Source organism: Archangium sp. Cb G35 (genome assembly GCF_001896145.1).
Classification (GTDB): domain Bacteria; phylum Myxococcota; class Myxococcia; order Myxococcales; family Myxococcaceae; genus Archangium; species Archangium violaceum.
This window is the reverse complement of the sequence record NZ_MPOI01000010.1, coordinates 489,275-514,367: the sequence shown is the minus strand read 5'-3', so window position 1 is coordinate 514,367 and position 25,093 is coordinate 489,275. Positions and strand designations below refer to the sequence as shown.

Annotated in this window: 20 protein-coding genes and 1 pseudogene; 15 read left to right on the top strand and 6 right to left on the bottom strand. The window is 69.2% G+C overall.

Translation table 11 applies throughout. The features are described from left to right. Positions 1–37 precede the first annotated feature (37 nt). Both BO221_RS30450 and BO221_RS30445 read right to left on the bottom strand, forming a co-directional pair. Positions 38–5,098 (bottom strand): multicopper oxidase domain-containing protein, encoded by a 5,061-nt coding sequence (locus BO221_RS30450; protein ID WP_233166313.1) that lies wholly within the window; start codon positions 5,096–5,098, stop codon positions 38–40. Between the two features lie 236 nt (positions 5,099–5,334). Continuing rightward, positions 5,335–5,670 (bottom strand): hypothetical protein, encoded by a 336-nt coding sequence (locus tag BO221_RS30445; protein WP_073564323.1) that lies wholly within the window; start codon positions 5,668–5,670, stop codon positions 5,335–5,337. A gap of 232 nt (positions 5,671–5,902) precedes the next feature. Between BO221_RS30445 and BO221_RS30440 the strand changes: the two genes are divergently transcribed. The 6 genes from BO221_RS30440 to BO221_RS30415 all read left to right on the top strand — a co-directional run bounded on the left by BO221_RS30440 (position 5,903) and on the right by BO221_RS30415 (position 11,443). Further along, the gene (locus BO221_RS30440) at positions 5,903–6,574 is read left to right on the top strand and encodes a TetR/AcrR family transcriptional regulator (protein ID WP_073564321.1); all 672 of its coding nucleotides are present in this window, start codon (positions 5,903–5,905) and stop codon (positions 6,572–6,574) included. After that, on the top strand, positions 6,571–7,371 hold the full coding sequence (locus tag BO221_RS30435) for a CoA transferase subunit A (protein WP_073564319.1): 801 nt from the start codon (positions 6,571–6,573) through the stop codon (positions 7,369–7,371). The genes BO221_RS30440 and BO221_RS30435 overlap by 4 nt, the downstream gene beginning before the upstream one ends. After that, positions 7,368–8,108 (top strand): CoA-transferase subunit beta, encoded by a 741-nt coding sequence (locus tag BO221_RS30430; protein WP_073564317.1) that lies wholly within the window; start codon positions 7,368–7,370, stop codon positions 8,106–8,108. The genes BO221_RS30435 and BO221_RS30430 overlap by 4 nt, the downstream gene beginning before the upstream one ends. A gap of 50 nt (positions 8,109–8,158) precedes the next feature. Next, positions 8,159–9,199 (top strand): alcohol dehydrogenase catalytic domain-containing protein, encoded by a 1,041-nt coding sequence (locus BO221_RS30425; protein ID WP_043398897.1) that lies wholly within the window; start codon positions 8,159–8,161, stop codon positions 9,197–9,199. Positions 9,200–9,223: 24 nt separating this feature from the next. Then, positions 9,224–10,477 carry a hydroxymethylglutaryl-CoA synthase family protein gene (locus BO221_RS30420; RefSeq protein WP_073564316.1) on the top strand — a complete coding sequence of 418 codons (1,254 nt, stop codon included), beginning with the start codon at positions 9,224–9,226 and terminating at the stop codon, positions 10,475–10,477. 105 nt (positions 10,478–10,582) lie between these two features. Further along, positions 10,583–11,443, top strand: coding sequence for a MaoC family dehydratase (locus BO221_RS30415; RefSeq protein WP_073564408.1), 861 nt, complete (start codon positions 10,583–10,585; stop codon positions 11,441–11,443). A gap of 250 nt (positions 11,444–11,693) precedes the next feature. On the opposite strand, the gene BO221_RS30410 is transcribed toward BO221_RS30415, so the two are convergent. Then, entirely contained in the window at positions 11,694–13,349 is a 1,656-nt protein-coding gene (locus tag BO221_RS30410) for an ELWxxDGT repeat protein (protein ID WP_073564314.1), read from the bottom strand. Positions 13,350–13,610: 261 nt separating this feature from the next. Here BO221_RS30410 and BO221_RS30405 point away from each other — a divergent pair, with 261 nt between their 5' ends. From BO221_RS30405 to BO221_RS30370, 8 genes and pseudogenes are all read left to right on the top strand, one after another. After that, positions 13,611–14,450 carry a GvpL/GvpF family gas vesicle protein gene (locus tag BO221_RS30405; RefSeq protein ID WP_083681576.1) on the top strand — a complete coding sequence of 280 codons (840 nt, stop codon included), beginning with the start codon at positions 13,611–13,613 and terminating at the stop codon, positions 14,448–14,450. Next, positions 14,443–15,144, top strand: a complete 702-nt coding sequence (locus BO221_RS30400; RefSeq protein WP_073564310.1) for a GvpL/GvpF family gas vesicle protein — start codon at positions 14,443–14,445, stop codon at positions 15,142–15,144. Before BO221_RS30405 ends, BO221_RS30400 begins: the two co-directional genes overlap by 8 nt. Before the next feature lie 99 nt (positions 15,145–15,243). Continuing rightward, positions 15,244–15,450 (top strand): annotated as a pseudogene (gene gvpJ, locus BO221_RS30395) (gas vesicle protein GvpJ); the annotation flags it as partial. Positions 15,451–15,582: 132 nt separating this feature from the next. Continuing rightward, the gene (locus BO221_RS30390) at positions 15,583–16,350 is read left to right on the top strand and encodes a GvpL/GvpF family gas vesicle protein (RefSeq protein WP_073564308.1); all 768 of its coding nucleotides are present in this window, start codon (positions 15,583–15,585) and stop codon (positions 16,348–16,350) included. A 2-nt stretch (positions 16,351–16,352) separates the two neighbouring features. After that, positions 16,353–16,625, top strand: a complete 273-nt coding sequence (locus BO221_RS30385) for a gas vesicle protein GvpG (protein WP_073564306.1) — start codon at positions 16,353–16,355, stop codon at positions 16,623–16,625. Further along, positions 16,622–16,849, top strand: a complete 228-nt coding sequence (locus BO221_RS30380; RefSeq protein ID WP_233166312.1) for a gas vesicle protein — start codon at positions 16,622–16,624, stop codon at positions 16,847–16,849. Before BO221_RS30385 ends, BO221_RS30380 begins: the two co-directional genes overlap by 4 nt. Continuing rightward, entirely contained in the window at positions 16,846–17,166 is a 321-nt protein-coding gene (locus BO221_RS30375; protein ID WP_083681570.1) for a gas vesicle protein K, read from the top strand. The genes BO221_RS30380 and BO221_RS30375 overlap by 4 nt, the downstream gene beginning before the upstream one ends. Before the next feature lie 9 nt (positions 17,167–17,175). Further along, a complete protein-coding gene (locus tag BO221_RS30370; protein WP_073564304.1) occupies positions 17,176–17,514 on the top strand; it encodes a gas vesicle protein in 339 nt (112 codons plus the stop codon). Here the strand turns inward: BO221_RS30370 and BO221_RS30365 are convergent. Continuing rightward, positions 17,511–19,040, bottom strand: a complete 1,530-nt coding sequence (locus tag BO221_RS30365) for a S1 family peptidase (RefSeq protein ID WP_073564302.1) — start codon at positions 19,038–19,040, stop codon at positions 17,511–17,513. The genes BO221_RS30370 and BO221_RS30365 overlap by 4 nt on opposite strands. Positions 19,041–19,307: 267 nt before the next feature. On the opposite strand from BO221_RS30365, the gene BO221_RS30360 reads away from it, so the two are divergent. Continuing rightward, complete coding sequence (locus BO221_RS30360; protein ID WP_073564300.1) at positions 19,308–21,194, top strand: RICIN domain-containing protein; 1,887 nt, start codon at positions 19,308–19,310, stop codon at positions 21,192–21,194. On the opposite strand, the gene BO221_RS30355 is transcribed toward BO221_RS30360, so the two are convergent. Both BO221_RS30355 and BO221_RS30350 read right to left on the bottom strand, forming a co-directional pair. After that, positions 21,195–22,751, bottom strand: a complete 1,557-nt coding sequence (locus BO221_RS30355; protein ID WP_073564298.1) for a DUF4139 domain-containing protein — start codon at positions 22,749–22,751, stop codon at positions 21,195–21,197. Then, on the bottom strand, positions 22,751–25,036 hold the full coding sequence (locus BO221_RS30350) for a DUF4139 domain-containing protein (RefSeq protein ID WP_073564296.1): 2,286 nt from the start codon (positions 25,034–25,036) through the stop codon (positions 22,751–22,753). Before BO221_RS30350 ends, BO221_RS30355 begins: the two co-directional genes overlap by 1 nt. Between the last annotated feature and the right edge of the window lie 57 nt (positions 25,037–25,093).

The following is a 25,093-nucleotide window of genomic DNA, read 5'->3' as shown; positions in this document are numbered from 1 at the left end:
GAATCCCCCCCTTTGCTTGCGATGGTGTGAGGCCGCGCTACTCCACGCGGACGATGCCCCAGAGGCCCTGGGTGAACGAGAAGCTGCCGAGGTCCTGGTAGAGGTAGTCGCCCGGGACGGCGTAGAGACCTCCCGCTCCGTACTCGGGGACGATGTTCCAGTGCTGCATCACGGAGATGCCGCCCTGGGTGGAGATGATGGGAGACAGGGGACTGGGGCCGAAGACGAGGGAGCGCTCTCCCCGGGCCCAGGGGTTGAAGCGCCACTCGGCGCCGTGGAGCGCGAAGGCGTGCTGGCGCGCATGGCCCGAGGGCTGTCCGATGCGCAGGCGCAGCGCCTCTCCGCGGAGCGCCCGGAACACGGGCGTGGCGGGGTCTCCGAAGGCCCTGGAGGACAGCAGGTTGGACTGCTCTCGGTCGTTGAGCTGCTCCAGCGACGTCTGGGGCGCCACCCCGAGCCGGGTCCAGAGGGGCTCGGTGCGGTAGTTGAACGCCTTCATGCCCGTGTCCTCGGCATCGTCCTCGCCGGCCAGGTTGCGCAGTGCGCTTCCACTGTTCAGCTCCACGTCCGTGTCCCGGAAGGCGGCGGTGTCCGTGTGCAGGCCGAGGTCGTCCTGGATGAGGAGGACGAACTCCCGGAACGTGCGCTGGGTGCCGTCCGGCTCCGTGTAGCGCACGCGGGCCTGGGCCTCGGTGTCCGCGTCGGTGCTCCACACGGCGCCAGCGGGCTCGATGACGAGCGCCCCGAGGGAGCCATGCATGCCGTGGTTCACCACGTCCGCCATGTCCCGCAGGTTGACGATGCCGTACTCCACGGGCGTTGCGCGTCCTCCTTCCGTGGGCAGTGCGCCGATGACCGGGGGACTGGCGAGGTCTCCCGCGTACCAGCGGTACGTCCACGAGCCGCCGGGTGGAATCGTCTGGGGCGCGTTGAGGCCCACGTTGGCGCCGTCATCCGTGTTCACGTCGTAGTTGACGAGCTGCGGGTGCAGCGAGACGTGGTTGGAGGGCCGCACCTGGTTGACGTTGAAGAAGGGGGTGATGGGAGCGTGGTGGGCCCAGTGGGGCGTCTGGCGTGGGGCCTCCGGCAGGAGGTTGGTGAGCGTCACCTGCACGCACTCGCCCGCGCGGGCGCGGAGGATGAGCGGCTCGGGCTTGCGCCTTCCGGTGCGCACGTCCTCCAGGTGCTCGTCGCGCACGAAGAGCAGGGCGTCCGGATCGTACAGGCCGTACTCCTCGTTGTAGGTGAGCCGGCCTCCGGGCAGCCACGTCGCGGCGTCGATGGCCGAGACCTGGTAGGTGCGCACCGCGGCCGTGCCCGGGCACGAGTCCACCATCACCGGCCGGGGCCGGAAGCGGCCCTCGGCCTCCGCCTGGCGGACGAGCTCGGGCGCGAGGGCATACATCTCCCGGGGGTACACCATGGGGCCGCTCACCCGGCGCAGCTCCTGTTGCTGTCCGTTGGGGCCGGTGACGTACGAGGGTTGAAGGGGCGCGCTCGTGGGTGTCAGGGGCATGCGGCGGGATTCGGGAGGCAGGGCCAGCAGGGGCGCGGGAGGCGGGCGCGGCTGTCCGTCCGCGGCTTGCAGCGCCACGTCCGCGAGCGTCATCAGTCCCGTCTGGGGCTGCAGGTACGTGCGGAGGATGCCCCACGTGCCATTCCAGAGGTCTCCCGAGGCGGCGCTCTGGTACATGTAATCGGCCGTCTCGTAGCTGCCGCCGATGGCGGGCAGGCCGTTGGTCAGGGCGAACTCGAAGTGCTCGGAGAGACCCAGCGGCTGGGCGTTGGAGAAGCCGCTGTCCCGGTCGTGCTCCTCGCGCAGCCACTTGTGGCCGTGGATGGTGAAGGAGTGCTGCTCCTCCTGGGCGCCCTGGATGAGGCGCAGCTTGACCCGGTCTCCCACGTAGCCGCGCATCAGCGGGGTGAACGGGTCCCCATGCACGTCCGAGCGGAAGACGTGGGCCATGTCCCCGAGGAAGTCCGGCCGCTGGTAGCGGGCGCCACACCCCTCGCGCTCCGAGATGCGCAGGGGAATGGGCTCGTTGCGGTAGTTGATGACCATGGTGCCCGGATCCCTGGCGCTGATGGCCTCGGGCGCGGGGAAGGGCGAGGGCAGGATGGCCAGGGGCAGGGGCGCCTCCCGGGGGGGTGGCGGATTCACCGGCTTGCCGCACTCGTCATAGGTGAGCGCGAAGTCCGCGATGGCCAGGGCGAACTCCCGGTAGCTGTCGGCCGGGAAGGCGGTGAGGATGTCCGCCTGCCAGCTCGTGGGGCCGCCGTCGCTCGGGCGCGTGCCGTAGAAGACGCCCGTGCGGGGATCCCTCCACCGCGAGCCCCTGGGCTCCACGATGAGCGCGGCGTACAGGCCGTGCTGCTGGTGGGACGAGGGCGCGAAGTGATCATGCGTGAAGACGGTCTCCACGGTGCGGTCGCGCCCGTTGGCGTCCTGGAGCGGATCCGCCCACCAGCGCTGCACGGTGGTCTGCGCGCCGGAGGCTCCCAGGCGCGGGTGGGCCTTGGCGGTGAGCGTCTCGCGTGCCCCATCCGGACTCAGGGTGCCATCGGCCGAGAATGCCCCGCCGGCCACGTTGGCCTTTTCGATCCGCTCCAGCACCTCCTGGGCGGCGAAGGTGCCGTCCTCGTAGTTCCACCCGTTGCCCGCGCCATCCGAGGAGGTGACGTCGAACTTCACCAGGTGGATGTGCTGCCCGATGGTGTCGGTGGGCGTGTAGATCTGGAAGTCGTCCTGCTCCAGTGCCTTGGGGACCAGGTTGGTGGCGAAGAAGTTGATGCACTCGCCGGACTCGGCGCGGAAGAAGAAGGGCTCGGGAGGCCGCAGGCCGGAGCGGGTGTCGGCCACGTCGTCTTCCAGGACGATGAGGCGGGCCTGCGGGTCGTGCCAGCCCGCGCGGTTGATGTTGGGCAGATCCATCTGCAGATAGGCGGCGCGGTAGTCCCGCCGCGGGGCGCCCGTGGGGCAGGGATCCGCGTAGGGCGCGCCGGGCGAGGGCGGGCGGCCGTTGACGAGGAAGCGCGAGGGCGAGCCGAGCGCCGTGTACGCGGGATAGGCGGCCACCGTGTCGCCGTAGCCATTCGCCGCCGGGCTGGCGCCCGGGAACTGGCCGGCGTGGAAGGACATGGCCTTCTTCTCGGGAGGCGTGCCGTCCTGGGGCAGCAGCTTGAGCTCCAGCGCGGTGTGTTCCACGAAGAAGCGCTTGTCGGGCGTGCCCAGCACGGAGGGGCCGATGGCCCGGGTGACGAGGTGGCGGGGCAGGCCTCCGTCCTCGAGGAGATCCAACGGGGGCTGGGGTGGGCGATGGCCCGCCCTGGCGGCGATGTAGAAGGGGTAGCCCGGGAAGGCGGGCCGCACCACTGGCAGCCCCGAGGCGTCCGTCACCTCCGTGTCCACGTAGGTGGGCAGGGGCGGCATGCCGCGTTTGGGAATGGGGATGACCGCGGGACTGGGCGTGCCCTCGGTGATTTCCCCATCCGGGAGACGGCGATCCCCGGTGCCGGCCTCGAAGACATCATGCACGCGCCACAGGGCCCACATGCCCTGGGCGAAGTGCGGGTAGAGGTGGCAGTGGTAGATGGCGTCGCCCGGAGTGAGATTGCGATTGCCGGAGCCGCCGTAGTTGATGTCGTAGGTATAGGACGAGCCCGGCCCGATGGTCTGCGAGTCGAGGTAGCTGGAGTACTCCTCGCCCGGGGCGGCCTTCCACTGGTGGCCGTGCAGGTGGAAGACGTGCGTCTCCTTGGGCCCGGCGTGGATGTTGCGGAAGCGGACGGGGTCCCCCAGGTAGCTGTGGTCCACGTTGGAGGGGTCATCCGGGTAGAGGGCGCGCACGGCGCGGCCGGTGGCGTCCTTCTCCACGTTGAGCGCGGGGTCTCCGTTGGCCCAGGACTCGAGGAAGAACTCCTCGTACTGGCACTCGCCGCAGTCCTTGGTGGGGCCGATCCTCGCGCGGTTGGCGAGCAGCTCCGCGCCCAGGCCGGACGCGCCGTAGTTGACGGCGAACCCATCCCGGAGTCCCTGGAAGGAGGGATTCGTCTCCAGCTCCTCGAAGGCCTGCACGGTCTTGAGCTCGTCATGGAAGAGCACGGTGAACTCGCGGAAGTGGCCCTGGTCCTTCGAGGACGTCGTTCCCACGACGGTGCTGGAGTAGCCGGTGATGATGGCGTGGAGATCCGCGTGAACGAGCTCCAGCGAGTCCGGCTCGAGCATGTTCAACAGGGGCGTGCCGTCGGGGCCACGGGCCTCGTAGTCGAGCAGGGGTGTGCCGTCGGGATTGGTGAGGGGATGGCCATGCGCGTCCCGGCGGGTGGCAGCCTGGAGCACGGCGGCGGAGACCTGGGAGCGGTACCAGCGAGCACCCGGTGGCTCCACGTTGACGGCGCCGAAGAGGCCCTGGGCCAGCGAGCCGCCATTGCCCTCTCCGCCGATGAGGGCGCCCTTGCTGGACAGGAAGAAGGAGCCCTCGTGGTCCGCGTAGTACGAGACGCTGAGGCCCTGGCCCGGGGCCACCAGGGTGCCAGGGTTTCGCCCCACCCAGGCGCCATCACTGCCGATGTTGATGTATTGCATTCCCTGCACGTGCACGGAGGCCTTGCGGGTGAAGGGCGAGTCCTGGCGGTGGTCCTCGTTGCTGACCCGGCTGACTTCGGGTTGTGAGTCTTCCGGAGAGGGAATGGCCTCGCGGGTGGGGGCCAGCCAGTTGGTGAAATGGATGAGCAGACAGTCCCCCACGTTGACGCGGAGGGTGAGCGGGCGCGGGCGCTTGTCCTGGCGCAGCCGCGCGTTGCCCGGGCCCACGGGACGCGAGGGGTCGATGGGCTCCACGTCCCGGAGCAGGGCGTAGATCATCCCCGTGGGGTTGTATGAACCGAAGCGGTTGTAGGTGTAGACCTGATCCAACGCCACGACGCGGGCGGTGACCACGCGGTGGCATTGCACCAGCGGCGGTATCTGCGGCGCGGGCTCGACGACGGGTGGCCCATCGGTGCTGCTGTCGATGGGCGTGGGAATGTCTGGGTTTTCGTCCAGTCCCTGTTGGCAGGCCAGTGTCAGCGCCAGTACAGCCCAGATGAGTGGGTACACCCCTCCCGCGCGCACCCTTCCCGTGCGCGGCCTCCTCGCTACCCATGACATGGATTGCCCCCCCTCAGGGCCTCACGTGGGAGCGGCGCTCGGTGGCCCTCCCAACATTCAAGAAAATACAGACATTCCGTGTGGTGGTTTCCACCTGGAGTGTCTGTGTTTTGAATAGGATGAAGCGGGAGAGCAAGTAAACAGCCCTCCCGGGAGGGGTCTCTGTCGGATGTGTGGCTTTGTCTCTATCTCAGGCCCGCGTCCAATCCACCCAGGATGGGCGGCGGCATGAGCCCGCCGGAGCCGCCCAGCCCCGCGTCCGTCGAGTCGAAGGGCGAGGGGTAGCTCGGCGCGATGCCCGAGCCGCCGAGGCCTCCATCCGAGTCATAGGGAGTCACGCTCCCCGGTGAGGGCGAGACGCCCGGTTGGGGCGGGAGCCCCGGGGGCGTCGGGGAGACTCCAGGTGTCGTGGGTTGTCCCGTGGCGGGATCGATCTGCGCGTTGGCCACCGCCAACGTGAACAGCGAAGCCCCGAGTACCGCCCCGGCCACCACGAACCGCTTCTTCAGATTCAGCGCCATCTTCCGCCTCCTGCCGTGCCTCTGGCGCCAGGAAGGTGGGTATGTCCATGTGGGTGCTGCAGCGAGCCCTGTCCCTCCCGTCCGGGGAGGAGGCGGCCGCCAACCCCTTGTTTTCACGTGTGTCCGTCGCCGTCAGGTGATTTTGGCTTGACGCCTCGTGTTACCCGGGTGCATTTACCGACCGGTCGGTAGGTCGTCCGGATGGCGGACGGCCACCCACGGAGGACACGCGATGAACTCGGGGCGAAGGCCAGACGACGGCGAGCGCTACAGGACCATCCTGGAGACGGCGGCGCGTCTCATCTGCGAGCGCGGGTACGAGGGCACCTCGATGCAGGAGATCGCCGCCGCGTGCCGGATGACGAAGGCGGGGCTCTACCACCACGTGCAGAACAAGGAGCAACTGCTCTTCGACATCATGAGCTACGGGATGGATGCCTTCGAGCAGCAGGTGCTCGACCAGGTGCGGCATCTGGAGGATCCCGTCGCGCGGCTGCGTGAGTGCATGCGGCTCAACATCCACCTGGTGACGGGCGGCTGCAGCAAGGAGGTCATCATCATCCTCCACGAGCACGCCACGCTCACCGGCGAGGCCCGGGCGTTCATCGACAGCCGTAAGAAGGCCTACGTGCGGTTCCTCGAGGATGCCTTCTCCGAGGCCGTGCGCATGGGGCGCATCCGCGCCGTGCAGCCCACCGTGGCGGCGTTCTCGTTCCTCGGCATGGTGCTGTGGATCTACAAGTGGTTCCAGCCCGATGGGCGGCTGACGGCCGAGCAGGTCTCCAACGAGATGGTGGAGCTGCTCTTCGCCGGGCTCGTCGCGCCCGTGGCGGCGGCCGTGCCCGGGGCGGGTGCTCCGCAGTTGTCGATCGTTCCTCCCGTGGCGGTGGGGGAGAAGTCATGAAGCCGGGCCGCTGGGGCTCGTTGTCCGAGCTGGTGGCGTCCATCCCGGATGGGGCGTGGCTGGCCACGGGCGGTTTCATGCTGGGCCGCGCGCCCATGGCGATGGTGTTGGAGCTGATTGCCCAGGGACGCAAGGACTTGAAGCTCATCTCGCTGCCCAACCCGCTGCCCGCCGAGTTCCTGGTGGCCGGGGGTTGTCTGTCCCGGGTGGAGCTGCCCTTCGGGGCGCTGAACCTGGAGAACCGGGTGCGGCCCATGCCGTGCCTCAAGCGGGCCATCGAACAGGGGCGGCTCCAGTGGCGCGAGCATGACGGCTACCGCATCGTCCAGCGGCTGCGCGCGGCGTCCATGGGCGTGCCCTTCCTGCCCGCGCCGGACGCGGATGTGTCCGAGCTGGCCGATGCGGATCCACTCCAGACGGTGGTGGATCCGTTCACGGGGCAGCGGGTGCCGGTGGAGCCGGCCTTCTATCCGGACGTGGCGCTCGTCCACGCGCGCGCGGCGGACGAGCGGGGCAACCTGTTCATCGAGGATCCCACCACGGACGTACTGGTGGCGGGCGCGGCGCGGCGGGTGTTGGCGACGGCCGAGGAGCGCGTGTCCCGGCTCCCGCGTGTGACGATTCCCGGCTTCCAGGTGGAGCGTGTGGCCCTGGCGCGCCAGGGAGCACTGCCCACCGGGTGCACCGGACTGTACCCGCACGACGACGCGATGCTGGCGGACTACCTCTCGCTGGCCGAGGCCGGGCGGGAGGCGGAGTTCCTGAGCGCGCTGCTCCAGACGCGGAGGGCGGCATGAACGTGGCGCCCGCCGTGACTCCCGCGGAGATGGTCGTCTCGCTGCTCGCGCAGGAGATCGACGATGGGGCCGTGGTGGCCACCGGAGTCGCCTCGCCGCTGGCCATTCTCGCCATCGCGGTGGCCCGGGCCACGCACGCGCCCGGGCTGACGTACCTGGCGTGTGTCGGCTCGTTGGACCCGGACCTGCCGAGCCTGTACCCCTCGTCCGAGGACCTCGGCTACCTGGAGGGACGCTCGGCGGAGATCACCATTCCGGATCTCTTCGACCATGCGCGGCGGGGGAGGGTGGACACCGTCTTCTTCGGGGCCGCCGAGGTGGATGCGCAGGGGCGGACGAACATGACGGCCTCGGGCAGCCTGGAGCGGCCGCGGAGCAAGTTCCCCGGAGTGGCGGGGGCGGCCACGCTGCGGCAGTGGGTGCGCCGGCCGGTGCTGGTGGTGCCGCGGCAGTCGCGCCGCAACCTCGTGCCCGAGGTGCAGGTGGCGACCACCCGGGACGATCGCCGTCCGGTGAAGCTCATCTCCGACCTGGGTGTCTTCGAGCTCGGGGCGGGCGGGGCCCGGCTGCTGGCCCGTCATCCCTGGGTGGAGCTCGACGCCATCCAGGAGCGCACCGGTTTCTCCTTCGAGGTGGAGGAGCCGCTGCCCGTCACTCCGCTTCCGGATGCGCGCACGGTGTCCGCCATCCGCGCCATTGATTCCAGAGGCCTCCGCGATCAGCTCGTGGGTGCCTGAGTCTTCCATAAATAGACAGACAAAGTGCTTTTCCGGCCAGGGAGTGCTCCATGAAGGCTGTCGTGCTGCGTGAGTTTGGTGAGGCGAGCAATTTGAAGTTGGAGTCCGTGCCCGATCCCCGGCCGGGGCGAGGCGAGGTGCTCATCCGCGTCCATGCCTGCGGCGTCTGCTACCACGACGTCATCAACCGCCGGGGCAACCTGCCGCGCACGCACGTGCCAGCGATTCTCGGCCACGAGGCCGCCGGCGAGGTGGTGGAGGTGGGTCCGGACACGCCGGGATGGAAGGTGGGCGACCGGGTGGCGACGCTGCAGCGGCTCTCGTGTGGCGAGTGCGCGCTGTGCAAGAGCGGCCGCAACAGCCTGTGCAAGAAGGACAACCGCTTCTTCGGGGAGGAGATCTCCGGAGGCTACGCGCAGTACATGACGGCGCCGGTGGCGGGGCTGGGCCGGGTGCCCGCGAACCTGCCCTGGCCGGTGGCGGCCACGGTGTGCTGCACGCTGGGCACGGCGGTGCACACGGTGCGGACGCGCGGGCGGGTGCGTGACGGAGAGACGGTGCTCATCACCGGGGCGAGCGGCGGCGTGGGCCTGGCGGCGGTGCAGCTGGCGAAGCTGGATGGGGCGCGCGTCATCGCGGTGACGTCCGGCGAGGCCAAGGTGCAGGCGCTGCGCGAGGCGGGCGCGGACGAGGTCATCGTGTCGCGCGGGCTGGACTTCGCGTCCGAGGCACGGCGGCGCACGGGAGGCGAGGGCGTCAACGTGGCCATCGAGATCGTCGGCAGCGTGACCTTCGGGCAGACGCTGAAGGCGATGGCGCCGGGCGGCCGGGTGGTGGTGGTGGGCAACCTGGAGACGGGCACGGTGGATTTGAACCCGGGCCTCGTCATCGTGAAGGAGCTGGAGATCCTCGGGGCGTACGCCACCACGCGCGAGGAGCTGGACCAGTCGCTGCAACTGGTGGCGGACGGGAAGATCCGTCCCTTCGTGGCGGAGTCGGTGCCGCTGGCGGAGGCCGGCCGGGCGCACTTCCGTCTGGAGAACCGCGAGGTCGCGGGCCGTCTGGTGTTGGTTCCCCCCGAGCTGCAGTGAGTCCACGAGGCTAAGGAGCTTTCCATGAAGAAGCAGGTTGGAATCGAAGCGCTGGCCATCGCGGTCCCCCGCCGCTACGTGGACATCGAGGACCTGGCCCGGGCCAGGGGTGTGGATCCCGCGAAGTTCACGGCGGGCCTGGGCGCGAAGGAGATGGCGGTGGCGGATCCGGGGGAGGACTCGGTCTCTCTCGCCGCGACGGCCGCGCACCGGCTCATCCAGCGCAACGGCGTGGATCCGTCGCGGGTGGGCATGCTGGTGGTGGGCACGGAGACGGGGGTGGACCACTCGAAGGCGGTGGCCTCGCACGTCCAGGGGCTGCTGAAGCTGCCGAGGACGATGAGGACCTTCGACACGCAGCACGCGTGCTACGGCGGCACCGCGGGGCTGATGGCGGCCACCGAGTGGATTGCCTCGGGCGCGGCGGCGGGCCGCTCGGCCATCGTGGTGTGCTCGGACATCGCGCGCTACGGGCTGAACACCGCGGGCGAGCCGACCCAGGGCGGTGGTGCAGTGGCGCTGCTGGTGTCGGAGCAGCCGGACCTGCTCGCGCTGGACATCGGGCTGAACGGCGTGTGCTCCATGGATGTGTATGACTTCTGGCGGCCGCTCGGCCGGCGGGAGGCGGTGGTGGACGGGCACTACTCCATCAGCTGCTACCTGGACGCGCTTTCGGGCGCGTATCGCGGCTGGCGCGAGCGCGCGCTGGCGCACGAGGTGGTGCGCTGGGGAGACTCGCTGCCGGGCGAGCAGCTCGCGCGCATCCTCTACCACGTGCCCTTCTGCAAGATGGCGCGCAAGGCGCACACGCAGCTGAGGCTGTGCGACCTGGAGGACGCGCCGGGCGGCCAGGACAGCACTCCGGCGGCGCGCGAGGAGGCGGCGAAGTCCCAGGCCAGCTACGAGGCGCAGGTGGCGTCGTCGCTGGGGCTCAACGCCCGCATCGGCAACGTGTACACCGCCTCGATGTACCTGGCGCTCGCGGGGCTGCTGCATGGCGAGGGCGCCGCGCTGGCCGGCAAGCGGGTGGGCCTGCTGTCCTACGGCAGCGGGTGCGTCGCAGAGTTCTACTCGGGCGTGGTGGGAGAGGGGGCGGCGCGGCGGATGGCCCAGGCGGACGTGGAGGAGGTGCTCGCGAAGCGCGAGCGCGTCTCCATGGAGGAGTACGAGCGCATCATGCGGCTCGCCTCGGACGCGCCGGAGCCGTTGACCCCGGCACCGGGGGAGTTCCGGCTCGCGGAGATCCGCGACCACCGCCGCATCTACGCCGCGGGCTGAGACTGGCCCGGCGGCTCCGGTTCGAATACCCAGACATCATGGAAACCCCACCCCTTGTCCGTTTCTCCAACCGTGCTCGAGCTCGCTGAATCTCCGTCTCTCTCCATGGAACTGCTGCGGGCCGCGGTGGCCCGCCGCCCCGCGCGCCCGGGCGAGGTGCCCCGGCTCGAGGTGCGCGTGCGTTCCTTCACGCCGGACCCGTGGCAGCTCGCGCTCTACCGCGAGGTGTGCGACTTCCCGGCGGATGGCTTCATGCCGTTGCCCTTTCCCCAGGTGCTCGCCGCGCCGCTGCACCTGGCCCTGCTCAACCGTCCCGAGTTTCCCTACCGGCTGCTCGGGATGATTCACGTGCGCAACCACATCCGGCAGTACCGGAGGCTGGCGGAGGGAGCTTCGCTGTCCGTGCACGCGTGGGTGGAGGGACAGCGTGAGGTCCGGCAGGGACGCGAGCTGGACCTGCACACCCGCGTGGAGCAGGACGGGGAGCTCGTATGGAGCGCCGTCACCACGATGCTGCGCCGCCTGCCCGGGAGTGGCGAGCGTCCGCGCGAGGAGCGGCCCGCGGGTTCCACGGCCGCCGCCACGGAGGAGGACGCGCTCTTCGCCCGCAGCCGTCCCGCGCCCTGGAAGGTGTCCGAGGACACGGGCCGCCGCTACGCGCGGGCCTCGGGGGATTACAACCCCATCCACCTGCACGCCCTCACGGCGCGGGCCTTCGGTTTTCCGCGTGCCATCGCGCACGGCATGTGGACCGTGGGCCGCTGCGTGGCGGAGATGGGCGAGGCGGCGGAAGCTCCCGCGCTCACCCTGACCTCGGCGTTCCGCCGTCCGCTGCTGCTGCCCTCGCGGGTGGTCTTCCAGACGGCGGCGCAGCAGGAAGGCGCCGTCGCCTACCGCGTGAAGTCCGAGGATGGCCAATCGCACGTCATGGGCCAACTGACGCCCGGGGTCACCGGCTCTCCTTGAAGGCCCGGAGCCAGTGGTGACCGAATTTCCCCTCTCCCCTCGGGAGAGGGACGGGGTGAGGGTATCCGGGCCCGTTCTTCAACCCGTGGGCCCCCTGTGTGGACAGGGGTTCAACCCGGGATTCGAGGCACCCTCACCCCGTCCCTCTCCCGGAGGGCGAGGGGATGTGGCCGCGCTTGTTCCCTGGGGTACTCCTTCGCGGACATACCTGAAGGGGATGAGCGGCCCTGGTTCGTGGAGGGCGTAGGCGTCAGTGAGAACCCTGGCCCTTCGGGAAGCACGCCAGGGGGAGTGCCCAGGGCTCGCTCCCCACGGTGATGTCGAGGGCCTGGAAGTAGACCCACCTGCCCGCGGCGATGAAGCTGGCGGGGGACGACGAGCCGGACCCTGGTACCAGGTCCGCCATCATCGTTCCCTCCTCGGTGCCATCGGTCCACCACGGCTCGCTCCCATGGACACCGTCGAAGGCCCGGAACGCGGCACCGCCGCGTATCGGGAAGATCGGGTCGGGATCTCCGGAGATGGAGCTGGGGGGACCTGGCCGGATGTCCTTCACGAGCCGCGTACCGGTCCGCGTGCCATTCGTCACCCAGGGCTCGAAGCCCGTGGTGGGCGTGAAGGCATAGAAGAAGACCTTGCCCTCCGCCGCCGTGAGGAAGGTCGGGGGCGAGAACTCCACGGCGGCTCCCGGCTGGGTGTCCGCGAGCAGGATCGTGCCCCCGCGGGTGCCATCACTCCGCCAGGGCTCGATGCCGTGGATGCCATCATCGGCGGTGAAGATGACCTTGCCTCCCAGTGGGGTCAGTTCGAGGGGCCGTGAGCCTTCCGGCCCGGGGCGGATGTCCTTCACGAGCCGGGTGTCCTCCTCGCATCCCTCCGAGGTCCAGAGCTCGCGGCCGTGCACCCCATCCTCGGCGGTGAAGTAGAGCGTCCGCCGCGCCGCGACCATCGACTCCACGCCCGAGCTCTCCGGGCCGGGGCGGATGTCCTCCACGAGCCGGGTTCCTCCCCGCGTGCCGTCACTGCGCCACAGCTCACGGCCGTGCACTCCATCATCCGCGGTGAAGAAGGTCAGGTGTTTGCCCACCCGGACCAGCCGCTCGGGAGTGGAGCTCGCGGGCCCGGGGGCGATGTCCTCCACGAGCCGGGTGCCTGCCCGCGTGCCGTCACTGCGCCACAGCTCACGGCCATGGATGCCATCGTCCGCGCCGAAGAGGAGCCGGTGACCGTCCACCGCGAACGGACCCGGAGCGGCGCTCGCGGGCCCGGGGGCGATGTCCTCCACGAGCCGGGTGCCTCCCCGCGTGCCGTCACTGCGCCACAGTTCGGCACCATGGCTGCCATCATCGGCGACGAAGTAGAGCGTCCGCTCCACGGGCACCAAGGTGGGGCTCGAGGTGAAGGCGTCGCCGAGCGGGTTGATGTCCTCGACAAGCACCGTGCCCTCGGGAGTTCCGTCGCTCTTCCACAGCTCGCGGCCATGGATTCCGTCATCGAGCGTGAGGAAGAGTGTCCGGCCCACGCGGACGAGTCCTCGCGGCTCCACGGTGAGATCTCCCTTGAGGAGGACGGCACGGAACTCCGGGTCCCTTCTCCGGCCTTCCGACACGTCCTCCAGCTTCCACAGAGAGAAGGTGCTCCGGAGGACGTCCAGGTTGATGAGGAAGAGCGCACCGTCCACTTCGAGCTGCTCGGTCATGAACGAGTTTCCACCCGGGGTGAGGTCGGCCACCAGGATGGGAGGTTCGCAGCGCTCTGGGTGATTGCGGCGTCCGGAGTCCTCTTCGAGTGCCGCAATGGCTGTCGAGGACTCCTCGAGCTCCGGCGGCTCCTCCAGCGGGCCGCAGGCGCTGAACAGCACGCAGGCGCCAGCCATCGCGAGCTGGCGCGGGAATCGGCGAGTCATGTCTGTCCCCCTCCACCGTGCGAGAGCCGCCACACGGCAGCGCAAAGATCAGGAGAGGGGTCTCCGGCGCCCATTGTTCCCGGGCCGCAAGGAGGAGTCGGGCAGCGTACGCCCGGGGCCCGGGGGCGTGCCCGCGGAGGTGAATGACCAGGAAACAACACACGGGCGCACTGGCCATGAGTGCTTGTCATATTCCTGACGGCCGGGCGCTCGCGTGCACCCCCGTCTCTGTCGGAGGCGGGAGGGACACTGCGGGGCGCCATGAACGCAAGAGAGATTGCTCGTTCCACGGGTGAAGAAGGCGTGGGTGTGTATGTCTTCTGCTTCGCGCGCACGGATGCGGCCAGGGCGGAGCTGGGCCATGGCCTCGACGCGAGGGTGCATGAGGACATCGCGGCCATCTGCTGCGAGGTGCCGCTCCACGAATGGACAGGGGAGGTGGGCGAGGCCCATTTGAAGGACCTCGAATGGCTCGGGCCGCGCGCCCTGCGCCATGAAGCCGTCATCGAGCGGATGATGCGCGCCTCCCCGGTGCTGCCGCTGCGTTTCGGGTGCCTGTTCTCGTCGGCGGAGCGGCTCGATGAACTGCTCCGGCGCGAGCGGGTGAGAATCTCGGCCTTCATCGCGAAGGCGGCGCACGAGGAGGAGTGGTCGCTCCAGGGCTCACTGGACGTGCGGGCCTGTGAGGAGGCCCTGTTCGCCGCGGATCCCCGCGTGGCGAAGCTGCCGGCGCAGGGAGGCGCGCGCTACCTGCTGGAGCAGAAGCTGCGCAAGGACGCGGTGCGCGCCGCGCGTGCGTGGGCCCAGGAGACCCAGGCGGAGCTCGCGCGGGCCCTCGAGGGACTGGTGCTCGATTGGCGTTCCCTGCGGCCACCTTCACGCAACCCGGAGCAGCCGGAGCGGGAGGGCGTCTTCCATTGGGCGCTCCTCCTGCCGCGAGGCGCGGAGGCGGAGCTGGCGCGGAGGCTGGAGCCGCTGGCGGAGTCCCTGTCGGCGCGTGGTCTGCACCTGTTGGCGCGAGGGCCCTGGCCGGCCTACAACTTCGCACCGCACCTCGGGGACGTGACCGGCGATGGACGCGAGGCGCGGACCCATGACTGACAGGGCCTGTCTGCTGCTCTATTGCATCGCGGACGCGGCGGCGTTGCCTGGGGGAGCGCGGGTGGATGGACCCCAGCGCATCGTGCATGGCGGGCTCGCGGCCGTGGTCGCTCCCCTCGACGAGCCCGCGCGGATGGAAGCGCCCACGAAGGCGGACCTGCTCGAGTATGCGCGTGTCATCCGTTCGCAGCACACCGTGGCCGATGTGGTGCCCATGCGCTTCGGCAGCGTGCTCTCCGGAGAGACGGCGGTGCGTGCGCACCTCGACGAGCAACGCGAAACCTATGTGCGTGCACTCACGCGTGTTGCGGGTTGCGTGGAACTGGGAGTGCGAGCGCTGCTTTCCGTGTCCTCATCACCCACCGTGCCAGACATGTCCGTGAAGCCGATGAGCCGCCCGGGGGCCGCGTACCTCGAGGCCCGGCGGAGGCTCTACTCCGCGGAAAGCCGGCTGCGTGAACGGTGCGAGGCGCTGGAGCAGTCCTTGCTGTCGAAGGTGGCGCCACTGTGCAGGGAACACCGCACGGAGTTCCCGGCACAGCGCCCAGGCGAGCCCGCGCTCTGCTCGCTGTATTTCCTGGTGCCACGCGAACAGGTGCTCGCGTTCCGCACGGCGGTGTCTTCAATTCCTGTCGAGTTCAATACAGACATCGCGCTGAGCGGGCCGTGGCCGCCCTTCAATTTCGTGGCGTGAATCTGTCCATTGACAGACATGTCGGAGTCCCCTGTTAAGCGTGAAGGCAAGCAAGGACGGGAAGGCCCCGGTCCGAGCCCAACACAACAGGAGGCAGTCATGGCGGCCATTACGAAGTCGACCGATTCGTCCAGCCTCGCGGAAGTGATCAGCATCATCTTGGACAAGGGCATCGTGATCGATGTGTGGGCCACGGTTTCGCTGGTGGGCATCCAGATCCTCTCGGTGGAGGCGCGTGTGGTCATCGCCTCGGTCGAGACGTACCTGAAGTACGCGGCGGCGATTGGTCTCACGGCCGGTAGCAGCAGCGCCCTCCACGAGGGCAAGAACGCGGCCCTGCCGATGCCGGCTCCGGCGATGGCCACGGCTGGCGTGCCCGCCGCGGCGATGGGCGTGTAGCGATACGAACCCGGATCAACACGTGAAGGAGTCCAGGAGATGATGAGCGCTCAGGCTGGAGGCACGTATCTCTATGCCGTACTCGCCGGCTCGGAAGGGGCCGGGGAGACGGAGTTGAGCGGTATCGAGGGCGGCGCGGTCTACCGCATCACCGCGGGAGACATCTCGGCGGTGGTGGGCCGTGTGAGCCGTGCGCGCCTCCGGCCCGAGCGCAAGCATCTCCTCGCGCATCAAGCGGTGTTGCGGCGCTTGATGGAGCACACGACCGTGCTGCCGGCGGCGTTCGGCCTCGTTGCCCGGAGTGACGAGTCCGTGCGCGGCCGGTTGCTGGAGAGCCAGGAGTTGTTCCGGGAGCAGCTCGCCCACGTCGCGGGAAAGGTGGAGATGGGGCTCAAGGTGCGCTGGAGTACCCCGAACCTCTTCGACTACTTCGTTGCTTCCCATCCGGAGCTGGGGGCCGCCCGGGATCGCATGAAGGGCCGCCACGACATCGGCCGGGAGGAGCTGATCACGGTGGGCAAGCTGTTCGAGAGCCTCCGGGAAGCCGATCGGCAGGCGCATGCCGAGCGGGTGGCGGCGGTGCTCCGGGCGCGGGACGTCGATCTGAAGTGGAACCCGGTGAAAGGAGAGGCCGAGGTGATGAATCTCTCGTGCCTGGTGCCGCGAGAGGGATTGGATGCCTTCGAGAAGCTGGTCGAAGCCGCCGCGGAGGGCTTCGATGATCATTTCACCTTCGAGTTCAACGGTCCGTGGGCTCCGCACAGCTTCACGGAGCTGAAGCTCCCGGCCACGTCCGCGCAGGAGTAACGATGCTACTCATTGATGACCTCCTGCTCGCGCCGCTCCATGGCCTGCTCTGGGTCGCCAGGAAGGTCGACGAAGCCATGGGCCAGGAGCAGGAGCAGGAAGAGGAAGCGCTCAAGGAGCGGCTGCGGGAGCTGTATCTCCAGCTCGAGTCTGGGCAGCTCGCGGAGGAGGAGTTCGAGGCGCGGGAGGCGGAGCTGCTGGATCGGCTCGACGCCATCCTCGCGAGCCAGGAGGAGGCCGAGGCCACCGAGGACCAGGAAGAGAGGGCGGCGTGAAACTGGACCTGGAGGGACTCGGGGACGAGGCGCTGCTGGATGAGTCCGAATCCCTGTCGCTCTGTGAGGCGCTCGACCGGGTGCTGCACAAGGGTGTGGCGCTGCGCGGAGACATCGTGTTGTCGGTGGCGGATGTGGACCTCGTCTACCTGGGTTTGCAGCTCGTCCTGTGCTCGACGGACACGGCCCGGCGCGCGGGGCTCGTGGGTGGAGGCAAGCGATGAACGCCATGGAAGGCGAGCTCGAGGCGGCAATCCAGAAGCAGGGCACCGCGCCCGTGCGGAGGCTCTCGCTGGACGAGGGCAAGCTGAAGAACGGGCTCGGGCAGCTGGTGCTCACCCTGGTGAAGCTGCTGCACGAGCTGCTCGAGAAGCAGGCCATCCGCCGCATGGAGGGTGGTTCACTGAGTGATGAGGAGATTGAAAGGCTGGGAACGGCCTTGATGCGTCAGGCGGAGGAGATTGAACGGCTTCGTTTGGAGTTCGGGCTGACGGAGGAAGACTTGAACCTGGACCTGGGCCCACTCGGCAGGCTGCTGTGAGGAGCACGCATGACATCGCAACGCATCGTCCAGGGTCCTCGCAACGCCACACTCGCGGATGTGCTGGATCGCGTCCTCGACAAGGGATTGGTGGTCGCGGGGGATATCAAGATCAAGCTGTTGGACGTGGAGCTGCTTACCATCCAGGTGCGTCTGGTGGTGTGCTCGGTGGAGAAGGCCACCGAGATGGGGATGGACTTCTGGAAGAGCGATCCCCACCTGTCACCGCTCGCGCGGCGTGAGCCGCCTCCAGTCCTACCGGCGGGCGGGTCCGAGGAGCTCGCCCGCCGGGTGGCGGAACTGGAGGCGGTGGTGGCGAAACTGGAAGGTGGAGAGCCGGCGCGTTAGCGGCGGAACCACTTCTGGTTCGCGGTGCCGCCGCACTCCCAGAGCTGCAGCCGGGCGCCGCTGGCCGAGTTCCACTCCTTGATGTCCACGCACTTGTTGGCCTGCGGGTTCACGAGGTCACCCGCGCCGCTCAGCACGAAATGCTGGGCCGGGTTGCCATTGCAGGCGACGAGCTGGATGACGGCGCCGTTGTCGCGCGAGCCCCAGGCCACGTCCATGCACTTGCCGAGCGCCCGGACGGTGCCGTCGGAGTAGAAGGTCCAGCGCTGGGCGCCAGTGCCGTTGCAGTCCCACATCTGGAGCGGGGTGCCGTCCGTGGTGTTCGAGTTGGGAATGTCGATGCACTTGCCATTCCAGCTCGAGACGATGGCCTGGCCGCCCGTGGTGGTGAGCGTGAGGCCGTAGACGGAGAGGATGGGCCGGAGCGGCTGGAAGAACGTCGTGCCGCCCGTGGTGCAGTTGCCCGAGCCGCCCGAGGTCACGCCCTGGGCCTGGTCACCGGAGAGCCAGGAGCCACCGGAGTCGCCGCCCTCGCAGCAGGCGTTGCTCTGGGTGAGGCCGTAGACGGCGCCCTGGGGGTAGTTCACGGTGACGTTCTTGGCCTGGATGATGCCGCAGCGCCAGCCGGTGGTGGAGCCGGAGCGGCAGACCGAGGCGCCCACCGGGGCCTCGTTGGAGCCGGCGACGTTGGCGATACCGCCCGCGTAGTTGTTCACCCAGGGCTGGGAGGCCCACGCGGAGTTGACCTGCACCCAGCCGTAGTCGGCGCCGGGGAAGGACGAGCCGCGCACGGTGCCCTGGGCCACGCCGTTGGAGCCGGAGGTGTTGGTGCCCACGCCGCCGCAGTGGCCCGCGGTGACGAAGCCGCCATTGACGGAGAAGCCGATCGAGCAGCGCGAGTTGCCCGGGTAGTAGGCATCACCGCCGCGCAGATCGTACGTGGTGCGGGGCTCCTCGTTCGAGGTGATCACGCGCACCGAGCCATCGGCCGCGCCGCTGTCGGCGATGAACTTCCCGACGCTCGATAGGGACGGGTCCCGGGCGAGCACGACGACGCTGTTGGTGACGGGGTCCACGTACCAGCCGTGGATGGTCCGATCGGCGCGTTTGGCGTTGCGGTCCAGCGTCGACTTCACCTTGTCGAGCTGCTTCTCGCTCCGGGCCACCAGCCGGGGCTCGGCGCCGAGGCCACGCACATAGCGGGCGCTGGCCTCGTCCGTGACGCCGACGATGAGCGTGCTGCCGTCCTGGCCGAGCCAGGCGCCGCCGAACGTGGTGCTCAGGTTCTCACGCACCTTCTTCTCGAGACGGGCCGCCGCCGCCTCGGAAACCAGCCGGCGCCGGGCCTGCTCGCCATCGAGCCCGAGGTCCCGCTTCATCGCGGAGAGGATCTCCTGCGACGGGTCCGGCACGGCCACGGCCTCCTCGGTGGAGGCGGCCTCGGCGGGAGTGGGGATGATGGCGAGGGTGGCCGTTCCGGCGAACAGCGCCGTTGCCAGGGTCAGGGTCTTGAATCCACGGTTCATCGGGTCTTCCTATGGGGGAGGTGTGTCGTGGCGGTCCCTTTGCGTCTGGCGTGCCATGTCTCTCATGGATGCCAGGATGTGCCGGGTTCCGTGATTTCAAGGGCTTGAGCTGGAAGCCGGAGCGTATGGACTGGTGACAACAGTCATCACCTGATGTCTGGAGTCATCACCACTCTGTTCTAGACGGGTCAAAGCGGAAAAGAGTGGATTTCTATTTGCCGCGTCTGTATTTCGTGCCGCGAATCCTTTCACCTTCAGGAGTTTCGTATGCGCACGGCCCTGTCCAGCCGCCGGACCGCTTGGAGCGGTCTCGCGGCCACGGTACTTCTCTGTAGCTTTTCTCCCTCGAGCGCGGTGGCCGCTGGCGAGCCCGTTCAGGTGTGGCTGACGACCACTTCGAACAACGTGCTCTCCAAGCGGCTCAGCGCGGAGCCGGCCAGGAACTTCGGGCCGGAGAGCGGCACGTCCCTGGTGATCGACATCAACGAGGCGGCCACCTATCAGAGCATTGATGGCTTTGGCGGTGCGCTCACCGATGCCTCCGCGTGGGTGATCTACAATTCACCCCAGCGCAACGCGATCATGAATGACCTGTTCAGCGTCGCGAGCGGAGCCGGGTACAACCTGGTCCGGGTGCCCATGGGCTCGTCCGACTTCGCGCGGAATCACTATACCTACGATGATACCTGCTGCGATCTGAACGACTTCTCGGTGAACCACGACACCGCCTACATCATCCCGCTCCTGCAGCAGGCGCGGCAGCTCAATCCCGAGCTCAAACTCATGGCCGTTCCGTGGAGCGCCCCGGCCTGGATGAAGTTCAACAACTCGCTGACGGGGGGCGGGTACCTGCGTAACGATCTGTATGGCCTGTATGCCAACTATTTCGTGCGCTTCCTCCAGGCCTACAACGGCCACGGCCTGCCGGTGTACGCCGTCAGCATGCAGAACGAGCCGCATTATGCCGCTCCCTCCTATGCGTCCATGCAGATGGAGCCGAATGATCAGTCGAACTTCGCGACCCACAACCTGCGGCCCGCGCTGAACAGCGCCGGGTTCGGAGCGGTGAAGATTCTCGGGTGGGACCACAACTGGTACGACAACGGCAGCCCCGCCCGCTTTCCGTTCGACCTGATGAGCTACAACAACAGCCAGGCGCTCAACTCGGTGACGGGCGTGGCCTATCACTGCTACGAGGGCCCCGACGGCAGCTACAGCGTCCAGTCCGATTTCCGCAACGCCTACCCTGGCAAGGAGGTCCACTTCACCGAGTGCTCCGGCGGAGACTGGGCGACGAACCAAGCCTGGAACCTGAAGTGGGAGTTGCAGAACAACGTCATCGGTCCGCTGCGCAACTGGGCGAAGAGCTCGCTGTATTGGAACATCGCGCTCGACCAGAACCATGGCCCGCGCGTGGGCGGCTGTGACAACTGCCGCGGAATGATCACCGTGAACACGGCCACGGGCACCTATACGAAGAACGAGGACTATTACAGCTGGGGCCACCTGGCGAAGGTGGTGCGGACCGGCGCGGTGCGCATCGCCTCGACGAGCCTGGGCAATGGCAGCATCGAGACCGTGGCCTTCAAGAATCCGGATGGTTCGCTGGCCCTGGTGGCGCTGAACTCCCACGCGAGCAGCTCCCTCACCTTCAAGGTGCGTTGGGGCGGCCAGTCCTTCGACTACACGCTTCCGGCCCTCTCGGTGGCCTCGTTCAGGTGGGATTCTCGTGCGTACTACCGGCTCGTGAACAGGTCGACGGGCCGCTGCGTGGACGTCGCCGGCCCGAGCACCGCGGATGGCGCCAACATCCACCAGTGGGCCTGCCACACCGGCTCCAGCCAGCAGTGGGCCATGGAGCCGGCGGACAGCGGCTACTACCGGTTCGTCTCCCGCTACAGCGGCAAGGTGCTCGACGTCGCCGGCCCGAGCACCGCCGATGGGGCCAACATCCACCAGTGGGCCTCCTTCAACTCGGCCAACCAGCAGTTCAAGCCCATCCTGGTCAGCGATGGCTGGTACCGGCTCGAGGCGCGTCACAGCGGCAAGGTGATCGACGTGGCCAACTGCTGGAGCAGCGGAGACGGCGCCAACATCCAGCAGTGGAGCTGGTCCAACAACGACTGCCAGCAATTCCGGCTCGAGCGGATGTAGCTAGAGCCCGGCCACCTTGGCGGAGCTGGCCACCGAGTAGGCGAAGGCCAGCTCCTGCTGTGAGCGGGGTGGGGCGGCCAGCTCGAAGCGCACGATGCCGTCCTCGCTCACCTTCGCGGGGGCGGGCTTCGTCTGCTCCTGCAGCAGCTTCACCTCCACGGCCTCCACCTCGGAGACGGGCATGCGCTCCTCGAGCACCACCTTCTCGGCGCGGGAGCCGGTGTTGGAGAGGAACAGCTTCACCTGGTGCGTCCGCGTGCGCTTGCCGGTGATGCGCTGGGTGTCCTGCTTCGAGTCCACCAGCCGCGCGATGCGCAGCGTGTCCTCGCTGCCGAAGCCCAGCTTGAGCTTCTCGCCCACGCCGGTGAACTTGAGCTGCGAGCGGCCCACGTAACCACTCGAACGCACCAGATCCACCGGGCCCGCCAGCAGCACCGCCTGACCCCGGTTGTCGAAACGCGCCACCCGGTGCACCAGCGGTGAGTGCTCCGGGTAGCCGATGAGCTCGGACTCCGCCGGGGCGCTGAACTGGAACAGCGGCACACGGTGCGGCGCTCCGTCACTCGGCACCGTCACCCGGTGGGTTGCCCGGAGCGTCAGGGCCTCACCACCGTCGTCCAGGCCCGGCATGGACTCCACCTTGCTGGCGCCCCCTTCGCCGGTGGTCTGGATGACCTCCTCACGGATGCTCACCTCCACCGTGTGCTTCTCCTGCTCGCTCTTGTCGCGCAGCCGCAGCCAGTCCTCCACCAGCCTCGGTGGCGAGGCGCCCAGGGTCGGCCGCGCCGTGGAGAACAGCAGCTCCACGTCCTTCCACTCCTCTTCCGTGCGCTGCCACACCACGGCCTCGCACTCGAGCGTCACTGCCTCACCGCCCTCGGCCGGAGCCAGGGTGGCCCGGTATGCCGGCCGCCACACCGCGCAGGGCACCAGGTACGTCACGCGCAGGGACACCGTCCCGCCCGCCGGGTGGTTCGCCTCCAGCTCCGCCGCCGTGACGAGCTGCTGCTCCGGCTGCTCACTCCGCAGGAGCGCCGCCCGTGCCTCCGCCAGCCGCCGTGACGTCTCCGCCACGTGGCCATGCGCCTTCTGGAGCGCGTCCTCGACGGAGGCCGCCTCCTTGCGCACCGTCGCGAGCTGCTCGTGCCAGGATTCCGGCTTCGCCCGGCCGGCGCCCGACAGCTCGGAGATGGCCCGCAGCACGTCCTCGCGAGCCACGTTCACCACGTCCAGCCGGGCCCGGAGCCGCTGCACGTCCACCTGTGCGCGCTTCCCCTCGGCCTCCAGGTCCTCCACGCGGCGGCGCAGCTCCGTCCACTGTGCCCGTGCGCTCTCGCCGCGAGGCTTCTCCTTCCACGTGTGGCTCACGCGCGCCTGCGCCACGGTGCCTCCCGTGAGCTGCGCCTGGAGCGACTGGTTCACCGCGAGCGGCGAGAGCCCCTCCACGCGCAGCCGCTGCGGTCCGGCGGGCAGCACCACGTCCGCGTGGCGCTCCACCAGCGCACGATCCTCAAGGACGGTCACCTTGACGATGGGGAGATGAATGGGGTTGCTCATCACGTCCTCCGGTTGCCGCCCACGAGCATCTTGCTCGAGGGAATTCGTACGGCCCACGTCGCGTTCAGCGTCTGCGCCTCACCCGGCTGCAGCGTCACCTTCCACGCCCGCTCGCCCTCCACGGGCGTCTCTCCGGGCAGCAGCGCGCGCTTGCTCCAGGCGGGTTTCACCTCGGCCTCGTCCACCTTGATGTCCTTCTCCGCCGCGGAGGGCACCGCGGGCACCCGCTCCAGTACCTCCACGGTGACGCGCTGCGAGGTCCGGTTGGCCAGCTCGACGGAGACGTGGTGGGTGAGGACATTGGAGCCGCCGAACACGCCGCCGGAGGCCTCGTCGAAGCGCGTGTTGCGCGACACCTTGATGGACTCCTCGACGCCCAGCCCCAGCCGCTGTGTGGCACCGGGGGCGAGCGTGGGCAGGGGAGAGGTCATCAGGAACTCGTCGCCGAGGGTGATGTCCACCGGGCCGGCGAGCAGTGCGTGGGGCGTGCGGTTCTCCACCTTCACGGTGCGGAAGGCGCGCGGTTCCATCGAGGGCACGCAGACGTACTCGGCGCTCAGTCCCACGGGGGCGGAGAAGACGGGCGCGGTGTGCCACACGCCATCCGAGGGCACGTCGACGCGCGTCTCCACGTCGAAGCGGTAGTCGAAGTGCGGCGTGGAGGAGCGCGGTGGCATGGACCACCGGGTGGGGGGCTCCACGTACTGCAACGAGGCCGCCGTCTCCTCGTACCGGGCCACGAGCGCGAAGACGTCCACGCTCACGTGCACTCCCAGCAGCATCATCAGCTCCCGGGATTTGTCCTCGGATTGGGGTTGCAGCCGCCCGCGCTGTCCGACCTTCTGGTCCGCGCCCGCCAGCTCCAGGCGGCCGTAGTCGAGCAGATCCACCGCCGGCTCCAGGCCGGTGGGCCGGTCATGGGTGTCCGCGGGGCCGCCACCGCCACCGCCACCCAGCGTGCCCAGATCGGCTGCGGCGTAACCGTACCCGTCCATGTCCTCGCGCTCGTCGGGAGCCTCCTCCAGCATCTCCATGGGCGCTTCGTCGGCGACCTCACGGCGCATCATGAGGTTCGCGCTCTTCTTCTTCGGGGCCGCGGGTGCTGCTCCGGGGGCCGGCGCACGAGGGGGCGGAGGGGGGCCCCCCGCGCGGAAGGAGTCGGTGGCGCTCTCGGCCGACAACACTGGGGCGGGCGCCGGCACGGAAGGCATGGACTGCGACGCACGCATCCGCGCGGGTGACGACGGCATCGGCTTGGGAGGGGGTGCCGCACCTTGCGGCATGGGCTCCTCGGCGGAAGCGGCCAGGACGCGCACCTCTTTCTCCACGCTGGGCTCGGGAGGCTGCGGCATCATGATCCGTGCGACGCGGTAGCCGGCGAACAGCTCGTCGAGCCCCGGGGGAGGTTCACGCCAGCCCGAGAGGGCCGGCGGCGGCTGGCGCCGGCCGATGCGAAGGGCCTTCAGCTCCGGCACCTCGGCGCGCCGCTCCAGGTTGGCGGTGGAGAGGGCCAGCCGCACGTTGCTCCAGTCCTCGCCGGTGCGCTGGATGATGGAGGCGCGCATGCGCAGCGTGCCTCCGTCGAGCGTCCGGGGCATCCGCAGGTCGTAGCCCGGCACCCAGCGGGCACCGGACACCGCGTACTCGAGCGCGAGTTGCGCGGCCTCTTCGGCCGTGCCCACCTCGGAGAGGGTGATGATGGCGGCCCGGTAGAGCTGGGCACGTTGGCCGCGCACCGCGGACGAGCCCTCTTCCAGCCGCCGCCGGCGCAGCTCCACTTCCTCGGCCGCTTCGCGTTGCTGGCGTTCCAGTTCGAGCTGCCGGGTGTTCAGCGCGGCGAGCTCCGAGTCGAGGAAGCCCGCCAGCGAGAGGATGGCGGTGAGGGCGGACTCACGAGGCTCGTGGGGCTCGTCCTTCGGCCGGGGCGGGAAGGAGGGTTTGAGCTTCTGGAGGGTGGCGACCTCATTCCGCACCCGCGCCAGCTCGGAGGAGAGGGTGTTGAGCCGCTCCCTGGCTTCCTCCAGGGCGTGCTGTTCGGCGGGGAGGTCCGTCTCCGGGGGCAGCCGCACATCGTAGACGGGGCGGATGTCCCGCACGCGGAGACCCTGGGGGCCCTTCAGCACGGCGGCCCGGAGCGAGCCGGTGCGCAGCCCGAGCGGCAGGCCATTGATGCGCACCTGGCTGGGAAGCCGGCCGTTGTCGGACGGCACCGCGGCCAGGCGCGTGCAGAGCGCGCCCTCGGCATGCACGGTGACGGCATCCAGCGTGGACGGTACGACGACCATCGAAGCCCCCTGGGTCGAGATTGCACGCGGAGGCTAGCCGGGATGGGGGTGGGATCG